This window comes from Klebsiella sp. 2-CIP_Kleb., from assembly GCF_050378715.1.
In the GTDB taxonomy this organism is placed as follows: Bacteria; Pseudomonadota; Gammaproteobacteria; order Enterobacterales; family Enterobacteriaceae; genus Klebsiella; species Klebsiella quasipneumoniae.
The window spans coordinates 1,441,326-1,459,885 of the sequence record NZ_JBNRLG010000001.1 but is presented as its reverse complement, the minus strand read 5'-3'; the positions used below and the strand labels follow the sequence as shown (position 1 = coordinate 1,459,885).

Below are 18,560 nucleotides of genomic sequence, written 5' to 3'. Positions count from 1 at the left end.
CTAAGACTTTGATCTTTCGTTTACGGTGTTAGTGGGGACTTCGGTCATCGAGCGCGATGCGCTCTTCTGACCGTTTCAATGGATAGGTTCGCCTTCTTGCGCCTCTCGCGGCGTTTGCCGCGCTCCGCGCTTTTGGCGGTTTGGCAGGCATATCTCTCTTATTATTGGTCGTTTTTTGCACTGCCTTGTCACGATCTGTCACTACTAGTAGTAATGGTCATAACCTCCGCTTTCTCTTCTGGCTCTGGATGCTCTCACTCGTGCTTTTCTTAACATCCTTAACAGCGGGTGGGTTTGTACTTTGTTCGAGTTTATTATCTGTGAGGATAGTAACTCCCTGCGCTCTGTCTCTGCCTCTTTGGTGACCGCTATCACTGATAAATCCCAATCGTGTTTGCTAATTAACGGTGCTTGGAACGGGGTGATTGGTGAGCGATTTATGTCTTGTCGTTTCAATGTACGCTGTATCTGTCGCTTAGCTTTGTAGTTGTCTTTCCTTGATGCCTGAACGGCTTTTAGTATGCGTCTTACAGCATGAAAGCCAGTGATAGAAAGTGTTTCTTTTTTTATCTCATGCCGCGCCCAGCCATTCGAATAACCCCAAACGTTGGCATCTGACCAATCATATAGGCTCTTGCTCGCCTCTCTATTAAAGTCATTTAACTTAGTTTCGGGCTTTGCCATGTAATCAATCTGTTTACCTATACACTTTGTAGGCTCTGAATATTGCTGACCTTTCAAATCTAGATCCCACTGGGGAGGAACATTTGATGGGATTGCATTGTTTGCCAGTGTTACCCATTTGCTGATAATTTTGCCAGTTTGCCCATTAATGCTTCTTTCGTTCATCATGATTATTGCGTGTACGTGCGGCTCTGACTGGTGTCGAGCCCACTCCATGACGTAAACCCACTGATTGCCTTTCGAAGTCAACCATCTGGTAAGTGCCTTTAACGCTTTGTTGAATTTCTCTGGCGTTGTTCCCTTAACGGGTCTGAAGGTAAAGGAGTAGGGGATACCACTAGTTGATTCGACATCCAGAGTAAACAAAGCTCGCCTCATTGTACGCCATTTCTTCTTTGTCCAGGCTGGTGGTATGCAGTGGTTAGCCTTTGATGATTGGCGTTTATTCTCCGCCTTTAATTCATTACGTTTGTACGTAACTGATTTCACATAAGCTAATGTGCGACCATTGATGCGATTGATTACGGCTTGTGATTTTGTGGATAGACTCGAGTCTTTATCGTATAATTCCATGTGTAAAGTTCATATATTTTAATTGCTTCAAAGCCGACTCTCGCAAAGTCGGCTTTCTGCTTTGTCAATCACAGGTATTTGGTTTCAATACCCTTGTAAACAGTTCTAAGCGTGTCTTCAGGCACTTTGCCCACCAGCCCACGCAACAACGACAACGTTATGTTTACCTTACGCAATGTCTTTACATATCTGGCGTTCGTCCTCCAGATCTTCAATGTTTCGTCTTTATCGCTGTGGTATGCTTCTAAATTGCGTTCTGTGACGTGATACGCCCCTGTTTTAAACTGCTCAACAGGAATTCCCCAATCGTTGCGTAACAGCGTTAAAACGCGACTACGTTCGTGATTTCCGGCTTTCCTTAATATGTCGTCAAACTCCTTTGGGGTAAGCTTCCTGCCACTTAGTAGGCTATCGCGTATATTTGCGGCGACCTGAGTACGTGTCAGAGTGCTCATTTTCGTCCCCCCAGAAATCTGTCGGAAAATTGATCAAGGCTGGAGGCAAGCCACACCCGGCGCTTGCGTCCATTGATGGTCTGATTTATATAGGGAGGAAAGCTGGGGATATATCGCTTTAACTGATAGAAGCGTGACTGACAGACGCCAAGATATTCTGCTGCGTCTTTAGCGGTCAGGTAATTAATCATTTTATTCCCTTACTGTTGTACCAAAATGCAATACGGGGGAGACTTCCTGTCTCCCCAAATTACTCTACAAATTTTGTGCGATTAAATCAGATCGATTACTAAGTAAGTATCGCCAGAGGCAATGCCGATAGCTTTTCCACCGCTGGTGGATTTCACATCATAAACCCAGGTGCTGGTGCTTACCTTTTGTGGCACTGATCTAATCAGTTCCGCGAAGGTTTCAAAATCAACATGGGTTACGTTCAGTTTTTGATTGGTGGGGTTCAACTGCATTCTTAATACCTAATAACGTATTGTTTGTATCCTGTTTGTTTCTGATCTTTAGTTGCTACGCGATTCGGCTATACGTTGATCGATCCAGTCATCGATCTCGCTTTCAATAAAAGCTATTGCGCGAGCACCAATCTTGACTGATTGGGGGAATTGTCCGCGGCTCATCAGAGCATATACCCACGCCTTGCTATAACCTGTGCGTTTCAAAACCTCAGATAGCCGAATCAGCGACTTTTTCATATCTACCTCGTAATACGTTGCTTGACTATGTGAGATAGTAAATCATTGTTTTTTTAAGTTTTCTGTGAATTTGGAGAAAAAGTTTTCGGGAAAGGAATTGTCCCAAATTGGGCGTTTGTTTTCGTCTCTCCAGCCAATTTGGGAACATCATTATCTTACTTTGTTATCTTTCCCAAAAAATTGGGTGCGTGCCGCTGCAAAGTCTTTTTTAGAAGCGTTCTTAGATTATCCATGGTCATGCCAGCATCATTGTATTCTTCACTGTACTTTGCGATGTTATTTGCTGCTTTCTCGCACACCGCGGATTGGTTGAGCTTTCCATTCTTTCTAACGTCCTCGCTGGATTCATATAAAGCAATCGCCAGCCCAGCAATCATTTTCCAGGCGGTGTTTTTGCCGCGCCAGTCACTGGGGATCGACCCACTTTCTGTTTCCTCTGCTATCGGTTCATCAATGTTGTCATCTTCCAGTTCGGGGAAGAAGTTCACCAACTCGGAGCGCCTGAAATAAAACGAATCGTAAGACCCATACCAATCATCCTCATCATCGTGATATAAAAAGTCTTCTCCTTTCCTAACGTTGAAAGTCCCTTCTTCCCCCGGTATCGGGCTCTCCCTGTATTCATGCCCCATAGCCAGAAGACCTAAAAACTCCACACACTGCTTTTCAAAGTCTTCATTAGTTGTAAAACCTGATACCCAATCGAACTGATAAAAGCCCAGCCCCCCTAAAGTATCGGGTTTAGCCTTGCTGAATCTGTAGTTACTTAAGATAGCGGCAGCTATCATTCTTTCATTTTCATTGTTTAGCCTTGCCAGTTCGCTGATCAGATTACCAAACCAGATTTTATCTTCTGACTCGTTATAAAACGCATCTAGTCCTGTCATCTTAGTCACGGCGTGTTCTCCTTCCGAACTCGTAAGGGCTTATATGTATTTCTCGATTGGCGTCCAGATAATCTGCCCACCATTGAAGCATTAGTTTGCGTTCTTCTAAGTAATCAGCCTTGTGCTTGTAGGCTCTTTTAACGTCTTTATATTCTTTGTGGCTCATCTGGCGCTCTACTGCGTCCTCTTGCCACAAACAGGACTCCATCAGGGAACTACAGGCTGTGGCACGGAATCCATGTCCAGTTACGTCCTCTTGCGTGTTATAACCCATTAAGCGTAATGCCTTATTTACCGTGTTTTCACTCATCACGCCTTTTGTGTTTCTTTCATTCGGAAACACAACATCGTAGCTTCCGCTTAGTTCTCTCAACTGCTCGACAATAGAAACAGCCTGACGGCTAAGAAGCACGATATGTTCGTCTTTTCCCGTCTTTGTGCCACGGGTGGAAAACCTCACACCATCGATAGGCTCTCGTTTTTTAGGGATAATCCACTCAGCCCGATCAAGGTCAAACTCTTTCCAACGGGCAAACCTTAACTCGCTTGAACGAACAAAGGTCAACATGGTTAGCTCAATGGCAAGGCGGGTAAGAGGATTACCTTTAAAGCTGCTCAATCGAGTGAAAAAGTCTGGTAAATCTCTGGGATGCAGTGCGGCATGATGCTTAGTTTCATATTGCATTAACCGGACATCGAGATCATTCGTGATGATTTCTGTCTTAATACCCCTCAGACGGGCGCTATGTATGATGTCCTTAACTCGTTGTTTAAGTCGGTTGGCTGTATCGTGTTTCCCAGCGTCATCTACCTTCTTAAACAAAGGTAAAATTGTCATCGCCTCCAGTTTGCGAATATCCGAAGTGCCAATGTGAGGGAAAATATACATTTCAAGGCTTCTAAGTACGCGTTTTCGGTGGTCTTCGTTCCACATCTGGTGGCTTTCAACCCATTGACGTCCTATCGTCTCAAAAGTGAATGCGCCTTTTTCTTCCGCCTTTGCTGCTCTTTGTTCGGCTTTGGGATCTATTCCTCTGGATAGCAGCTTCCTGGCGTCGTCTCGTTTTTCTCTGGCGTCTTGTAAGCTGATGGTTGGATATACCCCAAAAGCAAGTCTGTCTTCTTTCTTGTCTGATGGGCGGCGATACTTCATACGCCAATACTTCGAACCGGTCTGGGATAATTCAAGATAAAGACCACCGCCATCAGACAGCTTATAAGCTTTGTCTCGTGGCTTGGCTGTTTTGCACTGACGATCTGTCAATTTGTTGAGGGTGTTTCTGGTCATATTGGGGGCACATATACAATCGAACCAACAATGCCCCAAATTATGCCCCATAGACTTACTTGATTTCAATAGACGGTAATGGACGTCAAGAGAGGAAAATATCTTTTTTTTTAGATGGTTGCAGGGGATTTGTGGACGATGGTAGACGTTGGTGTACGGCGGGATGGTGTCCCCTGCAGGAATCGAACCTGCAACTAGCCCTTAGGAGGGGCTCGTTATATCCATTTAACTAAGGGGACAAGGCGGCACGAGTATAGCGTTTTTCGCCCGCCTGAGTAAGTGCCATACCGTCTGACTGCTTAAACCCTCGCCATTCTGAGCGCTTTTTTTATGCCCGGTCGGCGTTTTTGGCTTTTCCGGCGGCCTGCGCGCGGGCTTCTGCTTTTCGCTTGTTGCTCATGTCGTTACGGATCTGCGCATGGCTCAACAGCGCGAAGATGAAGGTTCCGCCGCAGATATTTCCCGCCAGCGTCGGCAGGGCGAACGGCCAGATGAAGTCGCTCCAGGGAAGGCTTCCGTTAAATACCAGATAGAGGATCTCTACCGAGCCCACCACGATATGGGTGGTATCCGCCAGGGCGATAAGCCAGGTCATCAGAATGATCACCACGATCTTGGCGGCGCCGGCAAGGGGAAACATCCAGACCATGGTGGCGACCAGCCAGCCGGAAATAATCGCATTGGCGAACATCTCCGTCGGGCTGTTTTTCATCACATCTTCAGCGATGCTGACGAAGGCCTGGCGGGTCGGCTCATCAACAACAGGCATATAATTGAAGGCCCATGCGGCCACCGCGGTGCCGATGAGATTGCCCGCCAGTACCACCGACCATAGCCGCATCAGCAAACCGACGTTTCCGGGGGTGGGATTGTGCATCACCGGCAGTACGGCGGTGACCGTGTTTTCCGTGAACAGCTGCTGGCGGGCCATAATCACGATAATAAAGCCGAAGGTATACCCGAGGTTCTCGAGTAAAAATCCGCCAGGGATCCCCTCCAGCTTGACGTGAAAAATCCCTTTCGCCAGCAGGGAGGCGCCCATCGACAGACCGGCTGCAATCGCCGACCACAGCAGGGCCAGCGCATCGCGCTCCATCTCTTTTTCCCCTTCCTGGCGAATATGTTCATGGATCGCCATAGCCCGAGAGGGAAGGCGATCTTCGTCAACTTCTATCTCTTCACCTCGCTGTTTTTCTTCACTTTCGACCTCGCGTTCGTCATCCGCAGGCTTTAATTTGTTATCGTCTGGTTCATCCATTTCACGGCCCTCGCTGACAAGTTATCTAGTTAAAGCGTAGCGGCTTTCCCTGGCGACTGGCTGGGGATACTCTTAAATCGCAAAAATGGTTACGCCAGATTTTTATCGCTCCGCTAGAATAGGAGCCCCGCGATCTCGTTATTCCCAGGCTATGATCAAATCAACAACTTGGGTGATATAGACATCGTTCAACGTGCTGTTACAATCGCTCACATCTTTACGGGCGGAAACGTTGTCTTTCCGTCATGGATGGCAACTCGCGATAGCCATAAAAACCAGGGAGACATCTATGAATTATCGCCTGTCGGCGCTTGCGCTTGGCGCCACATTGCTGGTGGGATGTGCCAGTTCCAGCTCTGGCGATCAGCCGCAGGGGCGCTCAGACCCGTTAGAAGGGTTTAACCGCACGATGTTCAATTTCAACTTTAACGTGGTTGATCCTTACGTGCTTCGTCCCGTCGCGGTGGCATGGCGTGACTATGTTCCGCAGCCGGCGCGCAATGGCTTAAGTAACTTCACCAGCAACCTGGAAGAGCCGGCGGTGATGGTGAACTCCTTCCTGCAGGGCGACCCCTATAAAGGAATGGTCCACTTTACCCGCTTCTTCCTGAACACCATCCTCGGGATGGGGGGGCTGATCGATGTCGCCGGGATGGCTAATCCGCAGCTGCAGCGCGTTGAACCGCATCGTTTCGGCAGCACGCTTGGCCACTATGGCGTCGGCTATGGTCCGTATGTGCAACTGCCATTCTACGGCAGCTTTACCCTGCGCGACGAAGGCGGCGATATGGCCGATGGCCTCTATCCGGTGCTCTCCTGGCTGACCTGGCCGATGTCGATCGGCAAATGGGCGGTGGAAGGCATTGAAACACGCGCTCAGCTGCTGGATTCCGACGGTCTGCTGCGCCAGTCTTCCGATCCTTACATTATGGTGCGTGAAGCTTACTTCCAGCGTCATGACTTTATCGCCAACGGCGGTAAGCTGACCCCGGCGGACAATCCGAACGCCCAGGCCATTCAGGATGAACTGAAAGATATCGATTCACAGTAATCGGCAAAGAAAAAAAAGGGTGAACATGATGTTCACCCTTTTTTGTTGTGTGCCGCTTATCAGAAGCGGTAGTTGAAGTTGGCGCCGTACAGCCAGGCGGTCCCTTCGGAGCGGAAGGTATACGGGCCTTCCTTGATTTCAACATGCTGCCCGTGCATATAGGAAATCCCGACGTCAACCGACGCATCCTTGTTGAACGCGTAGGTGGTACCCGCGCTCAGCCACAGGCGATCCTGATCCGGAATGGAAATGGAGCGATTGTTGGCTGGTACCGGGCTGTCATCGAAGGCGATACCGGTGCGGAAGGTCCAGTTATCGTCATAATAATAGGTGGTCCCCAACGCAAGTCGGTAGGCGTCCTTAAAGCCTTCCTCTTTATAGAACAGCGTCTGGCCGTTGCTGCCGGTGGCTTTCAGCTCCTGGAACTGACTCCAGCTGGTGTAGGTCAGACTGTAGTGGACCGCCCACTGCGGCGCTACGCGGTTATAACCCGACAGCTCCCACATTTCCGGCAGGTTAAGGGTCAGTGAACCGTCGGTGGTTTGGCCATTAGTACCTGCTGGCAGACCGAAGTTGCCGAGGATCTGGTTATAGGCTGCCGGCAGGCTGCTGCGGTAGTTACCGTCGAAGTCGATCTTGACCTCGGAACGGTAGGTTAAACCGTAGCGGTTATTTTTATCCAGCTCGTAGAGGATACCGGCGTTCCAGCCAAAGCCCCAGGCGTTGCCGTTAAGATGGGCGATCTGCGTGTCGGCCGGGATCTTCGCTACCTGGCCCGCCAGCGCCGGCGGCAGCGCGCCCGAGCCAGCGACAATCTGCCCCAGATCGCCAGCATAGCGCTCGATCTTCGCCTTAGCGTAGACCGCGTCAAAGCCTAAGCCGAAGCTCCAGTTGCTGTCGAGACGGTAGGCGCCGCTCAGGTTAAAGTTCGCGGTGGTCAGGTCGGTTTTCCCGCCCATGCTGCCGGCGGCATAGTCATCGTTGTATTCGGTTGCCAGGCCGTAGTTGGAGGTGATGGACGCCCCCCAACCAAACTGATCGTTAATCGGCGCGACAAAGTGGAAGTTAGGTACCCACGCCGTCGGGGCGATATTGTCTGCATTCAGGCTTTTGCCGGTGGGTGAAGTCCCGGAGACATTGACGCCCGGATCGACAAAAACGGCGCCCGCCGACATGGTCGGACGGTCAAACATCATAATTAATGCCGGGTTACGACTGGCATTGCCTGCATCGTCTGCGATAGCCCCTTCACCGGAATAGGCCCGACCCAGCCCTGATGAAGAGAATTCGTTGAGCTGGAAGCCTGCTGACCAGGCCTGGGTGGAAACAAGTGCGACAGCCACTGCAAGGGCAGATTGGGTAAAGCGGGTTTTCTGGCTCATGCCCATAACCTCATTGAGTTATTTTTTTTTAAACTATGTTACATGCCGTAACAGAAGCGCGGAAGTGTAGGGTCTGCGGTACAACAGAGAAATCAGACCAGTGCGCTGAGTATAGGTCTGACCAGATGAGTTGTTGCAAGTTTGTTTATGAAGTTTTTCAATTGTGATAACAGAAACGCGATCCAGCTGGCAAAATTGTCGGGGGGAAGGAGAGAGAGAAAAGGTGATTTTTGTTTTAGATCATTTTTAAGTGTGATTTCTGTCACTTAACGCCGCGATGGCGATTATCGGCTGGAGGCAGACCAGGGAGCGGGCGTAAAATAGGCACATAAATTGTCTGGCACCGCAGGTGCATATCCAGAGGAAATCTACGATGAGTAAATGTAGCGCTGATGAAACCCCGGTTTGCTGCTGTATGGATGTTGGGACCATTGTCGACAACACCGACTGCACCGCCTCATACAGCCGCGTATTCGCCAACCGTGCGGAAGCAGAGCAAATGCTCGCCGCGCTGAGCGAAAAAGCCCGCAGTGTGGAATCTGAACCGTGCAAGATTAATCCCGTCTTCGCCGACGTTGACGGCGGCGTACAGCTGGATATCGATTTTGTGTTTAGCTGTGAGGCCGAATCCCTGATCTTCCAGTTGGGTCTGCGTTAATCCCTCCGCTTAACGCCCCGTGAAAGGGGCGTTATCTTTTCCGTTCAATGTGTTTTGGCTCGCAATTTTTCGCTTCCCCGATTGGCTTAATGTAAAAAATTAGTTAACAATGCTATCAGGTCAGACCACTTGTTTGTCTTGGTTAACAGGGGAGAGTTATGAGTCAGGCATTACCGCTTATCACCCGGCAGGGCGATCGCATTGCCATTGTCACAGGGTTACGCACGCCGTTTGCGCGTCAGGCGACGGCATTTCATGGCATTCCCGCCGTTGATTTAGGAAAAATGGTGGTTGGCGAAATGCTGGCGCGCAGCGACATTCCTGCGCAAGCCATTGAGCAACTGGTCTTTGGTCAGGTCGTGCAGATGCCGGAGGCGCCGAATATCGCCCGGGAAATTGTGCTCGGTACCGGAATGAGCGTGCACACCGACGCTTACAGCGTCAGTCGCGCCTGCGCCACCAGCTTCCAGGCCGTGGCGAATGTCGCTGAAAGCCTGATGGCCGGCACCATCCGCGCCGGTATCGCCGGCGGTGCCGACTCCTCCTCTGTGTTGCCTATCGGCGTCAGCAAAACGCTGGCCCGCACGCTGGTAGATGCGAACAAAGCCCGCACGCTGAGCCAGAAACTGAAGCTGTTTTCCCGCCTGCGGCCGCGCGACCTGCTGCCGGTTCCCCCGGCGGTTGCTGAATATTCAACCGGCTTACGGATGGGCGATACCGCCGAGCAGATGGCGAAAAGTTGGGGGATCACCCGGGAACAACAGGATGCGCTGGCACATCGTTCACACCAGCTGGCAGCGAAAGCCTGGGAGGAGGGCAAACTGTCCGCAGAGGTGATGACCGCCTATGCTTCTCCCTTCCGCGAACCGCTGGAGCAGGATAACAATATCCGTAAAAATTCAACCCTCGCGGATTACCAAAAGTTACGTCCGGCCTTCGACCGTAAACATGGCACCGTTACCGCCGCCAACAGCACGCCGCTGACGGATGGCGCGGCGGCGGTGATCCTGATGACCGAGTCGCGGGCCAAAGAGCTGGGTCTGACGCCGTTGGGTTATCTGCGCAGCTATGCCTTTACCGCCATCGATGTCTGGCAGGATATGCTGCTGGGGCCCGCATGGTCCACGCCGCTGGCGCTGGAGCGCGCTGGCCTGACGCTGGCTGATCTCACGCTTATCGATATGCACGAAGCTTTCGCCGCGCAGACGCTGGCCAATCTCCAGTGTCTGGCAAGCGACCGCTTTTCCCGCGAGGTGCTGGGCCGCGCGCAGGCCACCGGTGAGGTGGATGAGAGTAAATTTAACGTCCTCGGCGGCTCTATCGCCTACGGTCACCCCTTTGCCGCCACCGGCGCGCGGATGATCACCCAGACGCTGCATGAGCTGCGGCGACGGGGAGGGGGATTTGGTCTGGTGACGGCCTGCGCGGCAGGCGGTCTGGGCGCGGCGATGATTGTGGAGGCTGAATAATGGATACTGTTTCCGCTTTTAAGCTTGAGGTCCGTGCGGACAAAATCGCGGTGATCACCATTGATGCTCCGGGTGAAAAAATGAATACCCTGAAGGCCGAGTTCGGCAATCAGGTGCGGGGACTGATACGCCAGATACGCGACGATAAGTCGGTGCGCGGCGTGGTATTTATCTCCGCCAAAGCCGATAACTTTATCGCCGGCGCAGACATCAACATGATTGCCCGCTGCCGCAGCGCGCAGGAGGCGGAAGCGCTGGCGCGCCAGGGGCAGCAGATTATGGCCGAAATCCATGGCTTGTCGATTCCGGTCATTGCCGCCATCCATGGCGCCTGTCTGGGCGGCGGACTGGAGCTGGCGCTGGCCTGCCATGGCCGCATCTGTAGCGATGACGAAAAAACCCGACTCGGGTTGCCGGAGGTACAGCTTGGTCTGCTGCCGGGTTCCGGTGGGACGCAGCGTTTACCGCGGCTAATCGGCGTCAGCACGGCGCTGGATATGATGCTCACCGGCAGGCAATTACGGCCGCGCCAGGCGCTGAAGGCCGGTCTGGTGGACGAGGTGGTGCCGCAGACAATTTTACTGCAGGCGGCGGTGGAGCTGGCGCTGAAGGGACGTCCGACCAGCCGCGAGGTGCCGGTTCGCGAACGCGTGCTGGCGGGCCCCCTCGGTCGCCATCTGTTATTTCAGTACGTCGGCAAGCAAACGCAGCGCAAGACCCAGGGCAACTACCCGGCGGTGAAGCGAATTTTGCAGGTCGTCGAGAATGGTCTGGCCCACGGCTGCAGCAGCGGTTACGCCGAAGAGGCCCGCGCGTTTGGCGAACTGGCGATGACCCCGCAGTCGCAGGCGCTGCGATCGATCTTCTTTGCCAGTACCGATCTGAAAAAAGACCGTGGCGCCGAGGCGGAACCCGCTCCGCTGAGAAGCGTTGCAGTCCTGGGCGGCGGCCTGATGGGCGGGGGGATCGCCTATGTGACCGCCTGTAAAGGCGGACTGCCGGTGCGAATTAAAGATATTCAGCCGAGCGGGATCAACCACGCCTTAAAGTACAGCTGGGATCTGCTGAACAAACAGGTTCGCCAGCGCCGACTGCGCCCCAGCAAGCGCGATCGTCAGCTGGCGCTGATCACAGGCACTACCGACTATCAGGGCTTTGCCCATCGCGACGTGGTGATTGAGGCGGTATTCGAAGACCTGGCGCTGAAACAGCGGATGGTCAGTGAAGTGGAGCAAAACGGCGGGCCGCAGACTATCTTTGCCTCGAATACGTCGTCGTTACCAATAGGCGATATAGCCGCCCATGCCAGCCACCCTGAGCGGGTGGTCGGCCTGCACTTTTTCAGTCCGGTGGAGAAAATGCCGCTGGTTGAGGTGATCCCGCATAAGGGAACCGATCCGCAGACCATTGCCACGGTGGTGCAACTGGCTAAACGTCAGGGGAAAACGCCGATCGTCGTGGCGGACAAAGCGGGCTTCTATGTGAACCGCATTCTCGCGCCGTATATAAATGAAGCGATGCGTCTGCTGGTGGAGGGAGAACCGGTTGAGGTGATTGATAAGGCCCTGGTGAAATTCGGTTTTCCGGTGGGACCGGTTCAACTGCTGGATGAGGTGGGTATCGATACCGGCACCAAAATTATTCCCGTACTGGAGAATGCCTTTGGAGAACGTTTTAGCCCGCCTGCAAACATCATTGACGCGATTTTGAAGGACGATCGCAAAGGTAGAAAAAATAATCGTGGTTTCTATCTTTATGAGATAAAAGGGCGTAAAAGCAAAAAACGGCCCGACCCGGCAGTCTATCCGCTGCTGGGCATCGACCGCCCGCAGTCGCGGTTGTCCGCGCAGCAGGTGGCCGAGCGCTGTGTGATGCTGATGCTTAACGAGGCGGCGCGCTGCTTTGATGAGCAGATCATCCGTAGCGCGCGCGATGGTGATATCGGCGCCGTATTTGGTATAGGGTTTCCGCCATTTCTTGGCGGCCCGTTCCGGTATATGGATACTATCGGCGCGGGTGAAGTTGCCGCGATCCTGCAGCGCCTGGCCGCCCAGTACGGCCCACGTTTTACACCCTGTGACACTTTGTTACGCATGGCCGAACAGGGGACCACCTTTTGGCCAGCGGATGAACGGCTGACCTAAGTTGTGGTCAAAGAAGGTAAATCCGGCTGCGGATGACGCTGTTGATTGGCTGTTTTGTAAACAATCATTGACTATACTTACGCCATTGAGGTAAAAAACAGCGTTTCATTCGTTGAATGGATCAGGCACAATGCCCGGCCACCGGGTTGCCTGCGTATTGTCTTCGCAGGCTAAACTTCGGTGCTTCTGGTTAACAAAAGCGGTGCAATATGCAAGTTTTTATTATGCGTCACGGCGACGCTGCCCTCGATGCAGCCAGCGACTCGGTTCGTCCATTAACCGTATGCGGTTGTGATGAGTCTCGTCAGATGGCAACCTGGCTGAAAGGTCAAAAAGTGGATATTGAGCGCGTTCTTGTCAGTCCCTATCTGCGTGCGGAACAGACGCTGGATATTGTTGGGGAGTGCATGAACCTGCCGAAACATGTCGACGTGATGCCGGAACTCACGCCGTGCGGCGATGTAGGTATGGTGAGCGCCTATCTGCAGGCGCTGGCAAATGAAGGCGTGGCGACGGCGCTGGTCGTCTCCCACCTGCCGCTGGTGGGGTACCTCGTCTCAGAGCTGTGCCCGGGGGAAACGCCCCCGATGTTCACCACCTCGGCTATCGCCTGCGTCAATCTGGACGCCGACGGCAAGGGTGAATACCTCTGGCAGAAAAGCCCCTGCAACCTCAAAATGGCCAACGCCATCTGATGGCCCCCGGAGCTCGCCGTCAAGGCAGCTCCGGTGGTTGCCACTCCTCGACCTCAATCAGAATCAGCAGTGCGGCGTCACCGCCGTACTCTTTTGGCGCCTGATGAAAAGCCATAATGTGTGGATGCTGCGCCAGCCACAGCGGGGTTTGCTGTTTGAGAATGTGCTTGCCGTGCCCGTGCATCACGCAGGCGCAAAACACATGCTCGCGGCGGCAGGCGGCAATCAGCGCGCCCAGTTCCTGTTTGGCCTGCTGCTGGGTGAGCCCATGCAAATCGAGAAACAGTTCCGGCGAATAATCCCCACGGCGCAGCTTTTTCAGCTCAAAATGGCTGACGTCGGCGCGGACATATTTCGTCGAGCCTTCGGTATTCAGTAGCGGCTGAAACTCATCGGAAAAATAGTGGCTGTTGTCGGCCTGTTCCTGCAACAGACGCTTAGGGGCAACCTCGGTGATTTTCTTGCGCTGCGGGCGGTGCACGATGGTGTCCTGTTTGATCTTCCGCGTGCCGGTCATCAGCTGACGGAACAGCGCCTGATCCTCCTCGCTAAGCGATGTCTTCTTTTTCATTGTCCGCTCTCATTAATACTTTGCGCTAGTTTACCCGACTCAATATCCCTTCGGGCAAGGAAAACCTGTTTTTTCCCCCGCCACCCTACGCAAGAATGCTGATTTATCGCCGTCTTCATGGCACACTAGCCGCCGAATTTATAGCAGAGTGTGCCCTGGAGGATGTCGTGGATAAAATTTTTGTTGATGAGGCAGTCAATGAGCTGCATACCATTCAGGACATGCTGCGCTGGGCGGTAAGCCGTTTCAGCGCTGCTAATATCTGGTACGGTCACGGGACTGACAACCCGTGGGACGAGGCGGTACAGCTGGTGCTGCCTTCACTGTATCTGCCGCTGGATATCCCGGAAGATATGCGCACTGCGCGCCTGACCTCCAGCGAGAAACACCGCATTGTAGAGCGGGTGATTCGCCGCGTGAACGAGCGTATTCCCGTCGCCTATCTGACCAACAAAGCGTGGTTCTGCGGCCATGAGTTTTTCGTTGATGAGCGGGTGCTGGTGCCGCGCTCCCCGATCGGCGAACTGATCAATAACCAGTTTGCCGGTCTAATTAACCATAAGCCGCAGCATATCCTTGATATGTGCACCGGCAGCGGCTGCATCGCCATCGCCTGCGCCTATGCCTTCCCGGAAGCCGAAGTCGACGCCGTGGATATCTCCCCGGACGCGCTGGCCGTCGCCGAGCACAACGTGGAATCCCATGGCCTGATCCATCACGTGACCCCGATCCGTTCCGACCTGTTTCGCGATCTGCCGAAGCTACAGTACGATCTGATCGTCACTAATCCGCCGTATGTCGATGAAGAGGACATGGCCGACCTGCCGGAAGAGTATGAGCATGAGCCGGTTCTGGGTCTGGCCTCCGGAAGCGATGGCCTGAAGCTGACGCGCCGCATCCTCGGCAATGCGCCGGATTATCTCAGCGACGACGGCATTCTGATTTGTGAAGTCGGTAACAGCATGGTACATCTGATGGAGCAGTATCCGGACGTGCCGTTTACCTGGCTTGAGTTTGATAACGGCGGCGACGGCGTCTTTATGCTGACCAAACAGCAGCTGATTGACGCTCGCGCGCACTTCGGTATTTATAAAGACTAAAAAAAACAACACGCCAACATAACGACAAATAATGGAGCCGTGATGGCAGGAAATACAATTGGACAACTCTTTCGCGTCACCACCTTCGGCGAGTCGCACGGCCTGGCGCTTGGCTGCATCGTTGATGGTGTGCCGCCGGGCATTCCGCTGACCGAAGCCGATCTGCAGCACGACCTCGATCGTCGTCGCCCGGGCACCTCGCGTTACACCACGCAGCGTCGCGAGCCGGATCAGGTCAAAATCCTCTCCGGCGTCTTCGAAGGCGTCACCACCGGGACCAGTATCGGGCTGCTGATTGAGAACACCGATCAGCGTTCGCAGGATTACGGCGCGATCAAAGATCTGTTCCGTCCTGGCCATGCGGATTACACCTACGAACAAAAGTATGGTCTACGCGACTATCGTGGCGGCGGTCGCTCCTCCGCCCGCGAAACCGCGATGCGCGTGGCGGCCGGGGCGATTGCCAAAAAATTCCTCGCCGCGAAGTTCGGCATCGTCATTCGCGGTTGCCTGACGCAGATGGGCGACATTCCGCTGGCCATTAAGGACTGGGAAGAGGTTGAACAGAATCCCTTCTTCTGCCCGGATCCGGAGAAAATCGACGCTCTCGATGAACTGATGCGCGGTCTGAAAAAAGAGGGCGACTCCATTGGCGCCAAAGTTACCGTCGTCGCCGACGGCGTACCGCCGGGCCTTGGCGAGCCGGTCTTTGACCGCCTTGACGCCGATATCGCCCATGCGCTGATGAGCATCAACGCCGTGAAAGGCGTGGAGATTGGCGACGGCTTCGAGGTGGTGAAGCTGCGCGGCAGCGAAAACCGCGATGAGATCACCAAAGCCGGATTCCAGAGCAACCACGCCGGCGGCATTCTTGGCGGCATCAGCAGCGGTCAGCAGATCGTTGCCAACATCGCGCTGAAGCCGACCTCCAGTATTACCGTTCCCGGTCATACCATTAACCGCTTTGGCGAAGAGGTGGAGATGATCACCAAAGGGCGTCACGATCCGTGCGTCGGCATTCGCGCCGTACCGATCGCTGAGGCCATGCTGGCGATCGTTTTAATGGATCATTTTATGCGTCAGCGCGCGCAGAATGGCGACGTGACGACGACAATTCCACGCTGGTAACCATGAAAAACACCGTTATCGCCCTGTTGGCGCTGCTGGCCAGCGCCGGCAGCCTGGCCGCCACGCCATGGCAGAAGATATCCCAGCCAATCGGCGGCAGCGCGCAGTCGATTGGCGCGTTCTCCAATGGCTGTATCGTTGGCGCCGAGGCGCTGCCGCTGAACGCTGTCGGCTATCAGGTGATGCGTACCGATCAGCGGCGCTACTTCGGTCATCCGGATCTGATTCAGTTTATTCAGCGCCTGAGCAATCAGGTGCACAATAAAGGCATGGGGACCGTGCTGATTGGCGACATGGGGATGCCGGCAGGCGGCCGTTTTAACGGCGGCCACGCCAGCCATCAGACGGGCCTCGATGTCGATATCTTCCTCCAGCTGCCGCAGACGCGCTGGACATCGTCCCAGCTGCTGAAGCCGCAGGCCCTGGATCTGGTCGCCAGCGATGGCAAACGCGTGGTACCGTCGCTGTGGAGTCCGCAAATCAGCCAGCTGATCAAGCTGGCGGCGGAAGATAGCGAAGTGACCCGCATCTTCGTCAACCCGGCGATTAAACAGCAGCTGTGCCTGGACGCGGGAAGCGACCGCCAGTGGCTGCGCAAAGTTCGTCCCTGGTTCCAGCATCGCGCCCATATGCACGTCCGTCTGCGCTGCCCGGCAGGCAGCCTGGAGTGCGAAGATCAGGCGCCACCGCCGGCCGGCGATGGCTGCGGAGCGGAGCTGCAGAGCTGGTTCGAGCCACCTAAACCCGGGTCTACCCCACCTGTGAAGAAGACGCCGCCGCCGTTGCCGCCTTCCTGCCAGGCGCTACTGGATGAGCATGTGCTGTAATGGATAGTTTTATCGAGTTGTTTTCCGTATCGCCGCTGGTGCTGGTGGTGCTTTTTTTTGTCGCCATCCTGGCCGGTTTTATTGATTCACTGGCCGGGGGCGGGGGCTTACTGACCGTGCCGGCGCTTATGGCGGCAGGCATGCCGCCGGCCCAGGCGCTGGCGACCAATAAGCTGCAGGCCTGCGGCGGATCGCTGTCGGCGACCCTCTACTTTGTCCGGCGCAAGGTGGTCAATCTCGCCGATCAGAAGCTGAATATTCTGATGACCTTTATCGGTTCAACCGCCGGCGCGCTGCTGGTCCAGCACGTGCAGTCCGATATTCTTAAGCAGATCCTGCCGTTGCTCGTGATCGGCATCGGTCTCTATTTTCTGCTGATGCCGAAACTGGGCGAAGCGGACCGGCAGCGTCGGCTCTACGGTCTTCCGTTTGCGCTGGTCGCCGGCGGCAGCGTCGGGTTTTACGACGGTTTTTTCGGCCCCGGCGCCGGTTCGTTTTATGCGCTGGCGTTTGTCACCCTCGCCGGGTTTAACCTGGCGAAGTCGACGGCCCACGCCAAACTGCTCAACGCCACCTCGAACGTCGGCGGCCTGCTGCTGTTTATTATCGGCGGGAAGGTTATCTGGGCTACCGGCTTTGTGATGATGGCCGGACAATTTATTGGCGCCCGCGCCGGCTCCCGGCTGGTGCTGAGTAAAGGGCAATCGCTGATCCGACCGATGATCGTTATCGTCTCGGCGGTGATGAGCGCGAAGCTTCTCTACGACAGCCACGGGGCTGAGATTTTGCAGTGGTTGGGAATTCATTAATGCAACAGCAACACCATTATCAGCAGCTGATCGATCTCTTCGATAGCTGCTTTGCCGCAGATTTTAATACTCGCCTGGTGAAAGGCGACGATGAGCCGATCTACCTTCCGGCAGACGATGGCACGCCATATCACCGTATCGTCTTCGCGCACGGTTTTTTTGCCAGCGCTCTGCACGAGATCTCCCACTGGTGTATCGCCGGCAAGGCTCGCCGCGAACAGGTGGATTTTGGCTACTGGTACTGCCCGGACGGTCGCGATGCAATGACCCAAAGCCAGTTTGAGGACGTCGAGGTGAAACCGCAGGCCCTGGAGTGGCTGTTCTGCGTGGCGGCGGGATTTCCGTTTAACGTCAGCTGTGACAATCTGGAAGGTGACGTCGAACCCGATCGCATCGCCTTTCAGCGCCGGGTACATGCCCAGGTGATGACTCTGCTTGAACAAGGGATCCCCGAACGTCCGGCGCGTCTTATTCGCGCACTACAACACTATTATCAAACGCCGCCATTGACGGCAGAACACTTTCCGTGGCCGGAAGACCTGCACTAAGGCCACACATTACATGACAAGAGGTAAGACGATGATCGCGGAGTTTGAATCACGCATTCTGGCGCTGATTGACAACATGGTAGACCACGCCAGTGATGATGAACTGTTTGCCGGCGGTTATCTGCGCGGCCACCTGACGCTGGCGGTGGCAGAGCTGGAAGGTGAGGGCGAGCATTCAGCTGAAGCGGTACACAGCAAAGTCAGCCATAGCCTGGAGAAAGCCATCGGCGCTGGCGAGCTGTCGCCGCCGGACCAAATTCTGGTGCAGGGCATGTGGGAAAACCTGTATCTGCAGGCAAAAAATCAGGCCTGAGCCATGTTGTAGCCCG

Annotated in this window: 21 protein-coding genes and 1 tRNA gene; 11 read left to right on the top strand and 11 right to left on the bottom strand. The window is 54.3% G+C overall.

All coding sequences use genetic code 11. The features are described from left to right. Window positions 1-204 precede the first annotated feature (204 nt). The 9 genes from ACQUTP_RS07090 to ACQUTP_RS07050 all read right to left on the bottom strand — a co-directional run bounded on the left by ACQUTP_RS07090 (window position 205) and on the right by ACQUTP_RS07050 (window position 5,849). Window positions 205-852: a replication protein gene (locus tag ACQUTP_RS07090; RefSeq protein WP_123001942.1), complete on the bottom strand. Its 648-nt coding sequence runs from the start codon at window positions 850-852 to the stop codon at window positions 205-207. 473 nt (window positions 853-1,325) lie between these two features. After that, a complete protein-coding gene (locus tag ACQUTP_RS07085; RefSeq protein WP_048337197.1) occupies window positions 1,326-1,712 on the bottom strand; it encodes a hypothetical protein in 387 nt (128 codons plus the stop codon). Further along, complete coding sequence (locus ACQUTP_RS07080; protein WP_077270265.1) at window positions 1,709-1,903, bottom strand: hypothetical protein; 195 nt, start codon at window positions 1,901-1,903, stop codon at window positions 1,709-1,711. The genes ACQUTP_RS07085 and ACQUTP_RS07080 overlap by 4 nt, the downstream gene beginning before the upstream one ends. Window positions 1,904-1,984: 81 nt before the next feature. After that, window positions 1,985-2,176, bottom strand: coding sequence for a hypothetical protein (locus ACQUTP_RS07075; protein WP_048337196.1), 192 nt, complete (start codon window positions 2,174-2,176; stop codon window positions 1,985-1,987). A 48-nt stretch (window positions 2,177-2,224) separates the two neighbouring features. Further along, complete coding sequence (locus ACQUTP_RS07070; protein ID WP_000749077.1) at window positions 2,225-2,416, bottom strand: helix-turn-helix transcriptional regulator; 192 nt, start codon at window positions 2,414-2,416, stop codon at window positions 2,225-2,227. Window positions 2,417-2,571: 155 nt separating this feature from the next. Continuing rightward, a complete protein-coding gene (locus ACQUTP_RS07065; protein ID WP_048337195.1) occupies window positions 2,572-3,312 on the bottom strand; it encodes a hypothetical protein in 741 nt (246 codons plus the stop codon). Beyond that, window positions 3,305-4,591, bottom strand: a complete 1,287-nt coding sequence (locus tag ACQUTP_RS07060; protein WP_070550100.1) for a tyrosine-type recombinase/integrase — start codon at window positions 4,589-4,591, stop codon at window positions 3,305-3,307. Before ACQUTP_RS07060 ends, ACQUTP_RS07065 begins: the two co-directional genes overlap by 8 nt. A 164-nt stretch (window positions 4,592-4,755) precedes the next feature. Next, a tRNA-Arg gene (locus ACQUTP_RS07055) sits at window positions 4,756-4,830 on the bottom strand. An 89-nt stretch (window positions 4,831-4,919) separates the two neighbouring features. After that, window positions 4,920-5,849, bottom strand: a complete 930-nt coding sequence (locus ACQUTP_RS07050; RefSeq protein ID WP_017899501.1) for a formate/nitrite transporter family protein — start codon at window positions 5,847-5,849, stop codon at window positions 4,920-4,922. Window positions 5,850-6,138: 289 nt separating this feature from the next. On the opposite strand from ACQUTP_RS07050, the gene mlaA reads away from it, so the two are divergent. Next, window positions 6,139-6,900 carry a phospholipid-binding lipoprotein MlaA gene (gene mlaA / locus ACQUTP_RS07045; RefSeq protein WP_004201799.1) on the top strand — a complete coding sequence of 254 codons (762 nt, stop codon included), beginning with the start codon at window positions 6,139-6,141 and terminating at the stop codon, window positions 6,898-6,900. A 59-nt stretch (window positions 6,901-6,959) separates the two neighbouring features. Here the strand turns inward: mlaA and fadL are convergent, their stop codons facing one another. After that, entirely contained in the window at window positions 6,960-8,282 is a 1,323-nt protein-coding gene (gene fadL / locus ACQUTP_RS07040) for a long-chain fatty acid transporter FadL (RefSeq protein ID WP_004201798.1), read from the bottom strand. 373 nt (window positions 8,283-8,655) lie between these two features. On the opposite strand from fadL, the gene ACQUTP_RS07035 reads away from it, so the two are divergent. The 4 genes from ACQUTP_RS07035 (at window position 8,656) to sixA (ending at window position 13,248) form a co-directional block, all read left to right on the top strand. Continuing rightward, the gene (locus tag ACQUTP_RS07035; protein ID WP_004201797.1) at window positions 8,656-8,940 is read left to right on the top strand and encodes a YfcZ/YiiS family protein; all 285 of its coding nucleotides are present in this window, start codon (window positions 8,656-8,658) and stop codon (window positions 8,938-8,940) included. Between the two features lie 158 nt (window positions 8,941-9,098). Continuing rightward, on the top strand, window positions 9,099-10,409 hold the full coding sequence (gene fadI, locus ACQUTP_RS07030) for an acetyl-CoA C-acyltransferase FadI (RefSeq protein ID WP_057216383.1): 1,311 nt from the start codon (window positions 9,099-9,101) through the stop codon (window positions 10,407-10,409). After that, window positions 10,409-12,553, top strand: a complete 2,145-nt coding sequence (gene fadJ, locus ACQUTP_RS07025; RefSeq protein ID WP_069135488.1) for a fatty acid oxidation complex subunit alpha FadJ — start codon at window positions 10,409-10,411, stop codon at window positions 12,551-12,553. Before fadI ends, fadJ begins: the two co-directional genes overlap by 1 nt. Before the next feature lie 209 nt (window positions 12,554-12,762). Beyond that, complete coding sequence (gene sixA, locus ACQUTP_RS07020) at window positions 12,763-13,248, top strand: phosphohistidine phosphatase SixA (RefSeq protein WP_004201794.1); 486 nt, start codon at window positions 12,763-12,765, stop codon at window positions 13,246-13,248. A 19-nt stretch (window positions 13,249-13,267) separates the two neighbouring features. Here the strand turns inward: sixA and smrB are convergent, their stop codons facing one another. Further along, window positions 13,268-13,819, bottom strand: coding sequence for an endonuclease SmrB (smrB, locus tag ACQUTP_RS07015; protein WP_004201792.1), 552 nt, complete (start codon window positions 13,817-13,819; stop codon window positions 13,268-13,270). Between the two features lie 167 nt (window positions 13,820-13,986). On the opposite strand from smrB, the gene prmB reads away from it, so the two are divergent. The 6 genes from prmB to ACQUTP_RS06985 are packed head-to-tail and all read left to right on the top strand — an operon-like array spanning window position 13,987 to window position 18,544. Then, the gene (gene prmB, locus ACQUTP_RS07010; RefSeq protein ID WP_004201790.1) at window positions 13,987-14,919 is read left to right on the top strand and encodes a 50S ribosomal protein L3 N(5)-glutamine methyltransferase; all 933 of its coding nucleotides are present in this window, start codon (window positions 13,987-13,989) and stop codon (window positions 14,917-14,919) included. A 42-nt stretch (window positions 14,920-14,961) separates the two neighbouring features. Continuing rightward, entirely contained in the window at window positions 14,962-16,047 is a 1,086-nt protein-coding gene (aroC, locus tag ACQUTP_RS07005) for a chorismate synthase (RefSeq protein WP_004201789.1), read from the top strand. 2 nt (window positions 16,048-16,049) lie between these two features. Continuing rightward, entirely contained in the window at window positions 16,050-16,874 is an 825-nt protein-coding gene (mepA, locus tag ACQUTP_RS07000; RefSeq protein ID WP_004201788.1) for a penicillin-insensitive murein endopeptidase, read from the top strand. Next, the gene (locus ACQUTP_RS06995) at window positions 16,874-17,683 is read left to right on the top strand and encodes a sulfite exporter TauE/SafE family protein (RefSeq protein ID WP_004201787.1); all 810 of its coding nucleotides are present in this window, start codon (window positions 16,874-16,876) and stop codon (window positions 17,681-17,683) included. Before mepA ends, ACQUTP_RS06995 begins: the two co-directional genes overlap by 1 nt. Beyond that, window positions 17,683-18,231 carry an elongation factor P hydroxylase gene (locus ACQUTP_RS06990; RefSeq protein ID WP_004201786.1) on the top strand — a complete coding sequence of 183 codons (549 nt, stop codon included), beginning with the start codon at window positions 17,683-17,685 and terminating at the stop codon, window positions 18,229-18,231. The genes ACQUTP_RS06995 and ACQUTP_RS06990 overlap by 1 nt, the downstream gene beginning before the upstream one ends. Window positions 18,232-18,262: 31 nt before the next feature. Beyond that, window positions 18,263-18,544: a YfcL family protein gene (locus tag ACQUTP_RS06985; RefSeq protein WP_004201785.1), complete on the top strand. Its 282-nt coding sequence runs from the start codon at window positions 18,263-18,265 to the stop codon at window positions 18,542-18,544. Window positions 18,545-18,560: the final 16 nt, after the last annotated feature.

Excerpts from the sequence above, each read along its gene's own strand:
- ACQUTP_RS06995 (WP_004201787.1), top strand. The coding sequence starts at position 16,874 with ATGGATAGTTTTATCGAGTTGTTTTCCGTATCGCCGCTGGTGCTGGTG.
- ACQUTP_RS07060 (WP_070550100.1), bottom strand. The coding sequence starts at position 4,591 with ATGACCAGAAACACCCTCAACAAATTGACAGATCGTCAGTGCAAAACA.
- ACQUTP_RS06985 (WP_004201785.1), top strand. The coding sequence starts at position 18,263 with ATGATCGCGGAGTTTGAATCACGCATTCTGGCGCTGATTGACAACATG.
- ACQUTP_RS07085 (WP_048337197.1), bottom strand. The coding sequence starts at position 1,712 with ATGAGCACTCTGACACGTACTCAGGTCGCCGCAAATATACGCGATAGC.
- mlaA (WP_004201799.1), top strand. The coding sequence starts at position 6,139 with ATGAATTATCGCCTGTCGGCGCTTGCGCTTGGCGCCACATTGCTGGTG.
- ACQUTP_RS07070 (WP_000749077.1), bottom strand. The coding sequence starts at position 2,416 with ATGAAAAAGTCGCTGATTCGGCTATCTGAGGTTTTGAAACGCACAGGT.
- smrB (WP_004201792.1), bottom strand. The coding sequence starts at position 13,819 with ATGAAAAAGAAGACATCGCTTAGCGAGGAGGATCAGGCGCTGTTCCGT.
- mepA (WP_004201788.1), top strand. The coding sequence starts at position 16,050 with ATGAAAAACACCGTTATCGCCCTGTTGGCGCTGCTGGCCAGCGCCGGC.
- fadJ (WP_069135488.1), top strand. The coding sequence starts at position 10,409 with ATGGATACTGTTTCCGCTTTTAAGCTTGAGGTCCGTGCGGACAAAATC.
- ACQUTP_RS07090 (WP_123001942.1), bottom strand. The coding sequence starts at position 852 with ATGATGAACGAAAGAAGCATTAATGGGCAAACTGGCAAAATTATCAGC.
- sixA (WP_004201794.1), top strand. The coding sequence starts at position 12,763 with ATGCAAGTTTTTATTATGCGTCACGGCGACGCTGCCCTCGATGCAGCC.
- ACQUTP_RS07080 (WP_077270265.1), bottom strand. The coding sequence starts at position 1,903 with ATGATTAATTACCTGACCGCTAAAGACGCAGCAGAATATCTTGGCGTC.
- ACQUTP_RS07035 (WP_004201797.1), top strand. The coding sequence starts at position 8,656 with ATGAGTAAATGTAGCGCTGATGAAACCCCGGTTTGCTGCTGTATGGAT.
- ACQUTP_RS07050 (WP_017899501.1), bottom strand. The coding sequence starts at position 5,849 with ATGGATGAACCAGACGATAACAAATTAAAGCCTGCGGATGACGAACGC.
- fadI (WP_057216383.1), top strand. The coding sequence starts at position 9,099 with ATGAGTCAGGCATTACCGCTTATCACCCGGCAGGGCGATCGCATTGCC.
- fadL (WP_004201798.1), bottom strand. The coding sequence starts at position 8,282 with ATGAGCCAGAAAACCCGCTTTACCCAATCTGCCCTTGCAGTGGCTGTC.
- aroC (WP_004201789.1), top strand. The coding sequence starts at position 14,962 with ATGGCAGGAAATACAATTGGACAACTCTTTCGCGTCACCACCTTCGGC.
- ACQUTP_RS07075 (WP_048337196.1), bottom strand. The coding sequence starts at position 2,176 with ATGCAGTTGAACCCCACCAATCAAAAACTGAACGTAACCCATGTTGAT.
- ACQUTP_RS06990 (WP_004201786.1), top strand. The coding sequence starts at position 17,683 with ATGCAACAGCAACACCATTATCAGCAGCTGATCGATCTCTTCGATAGC.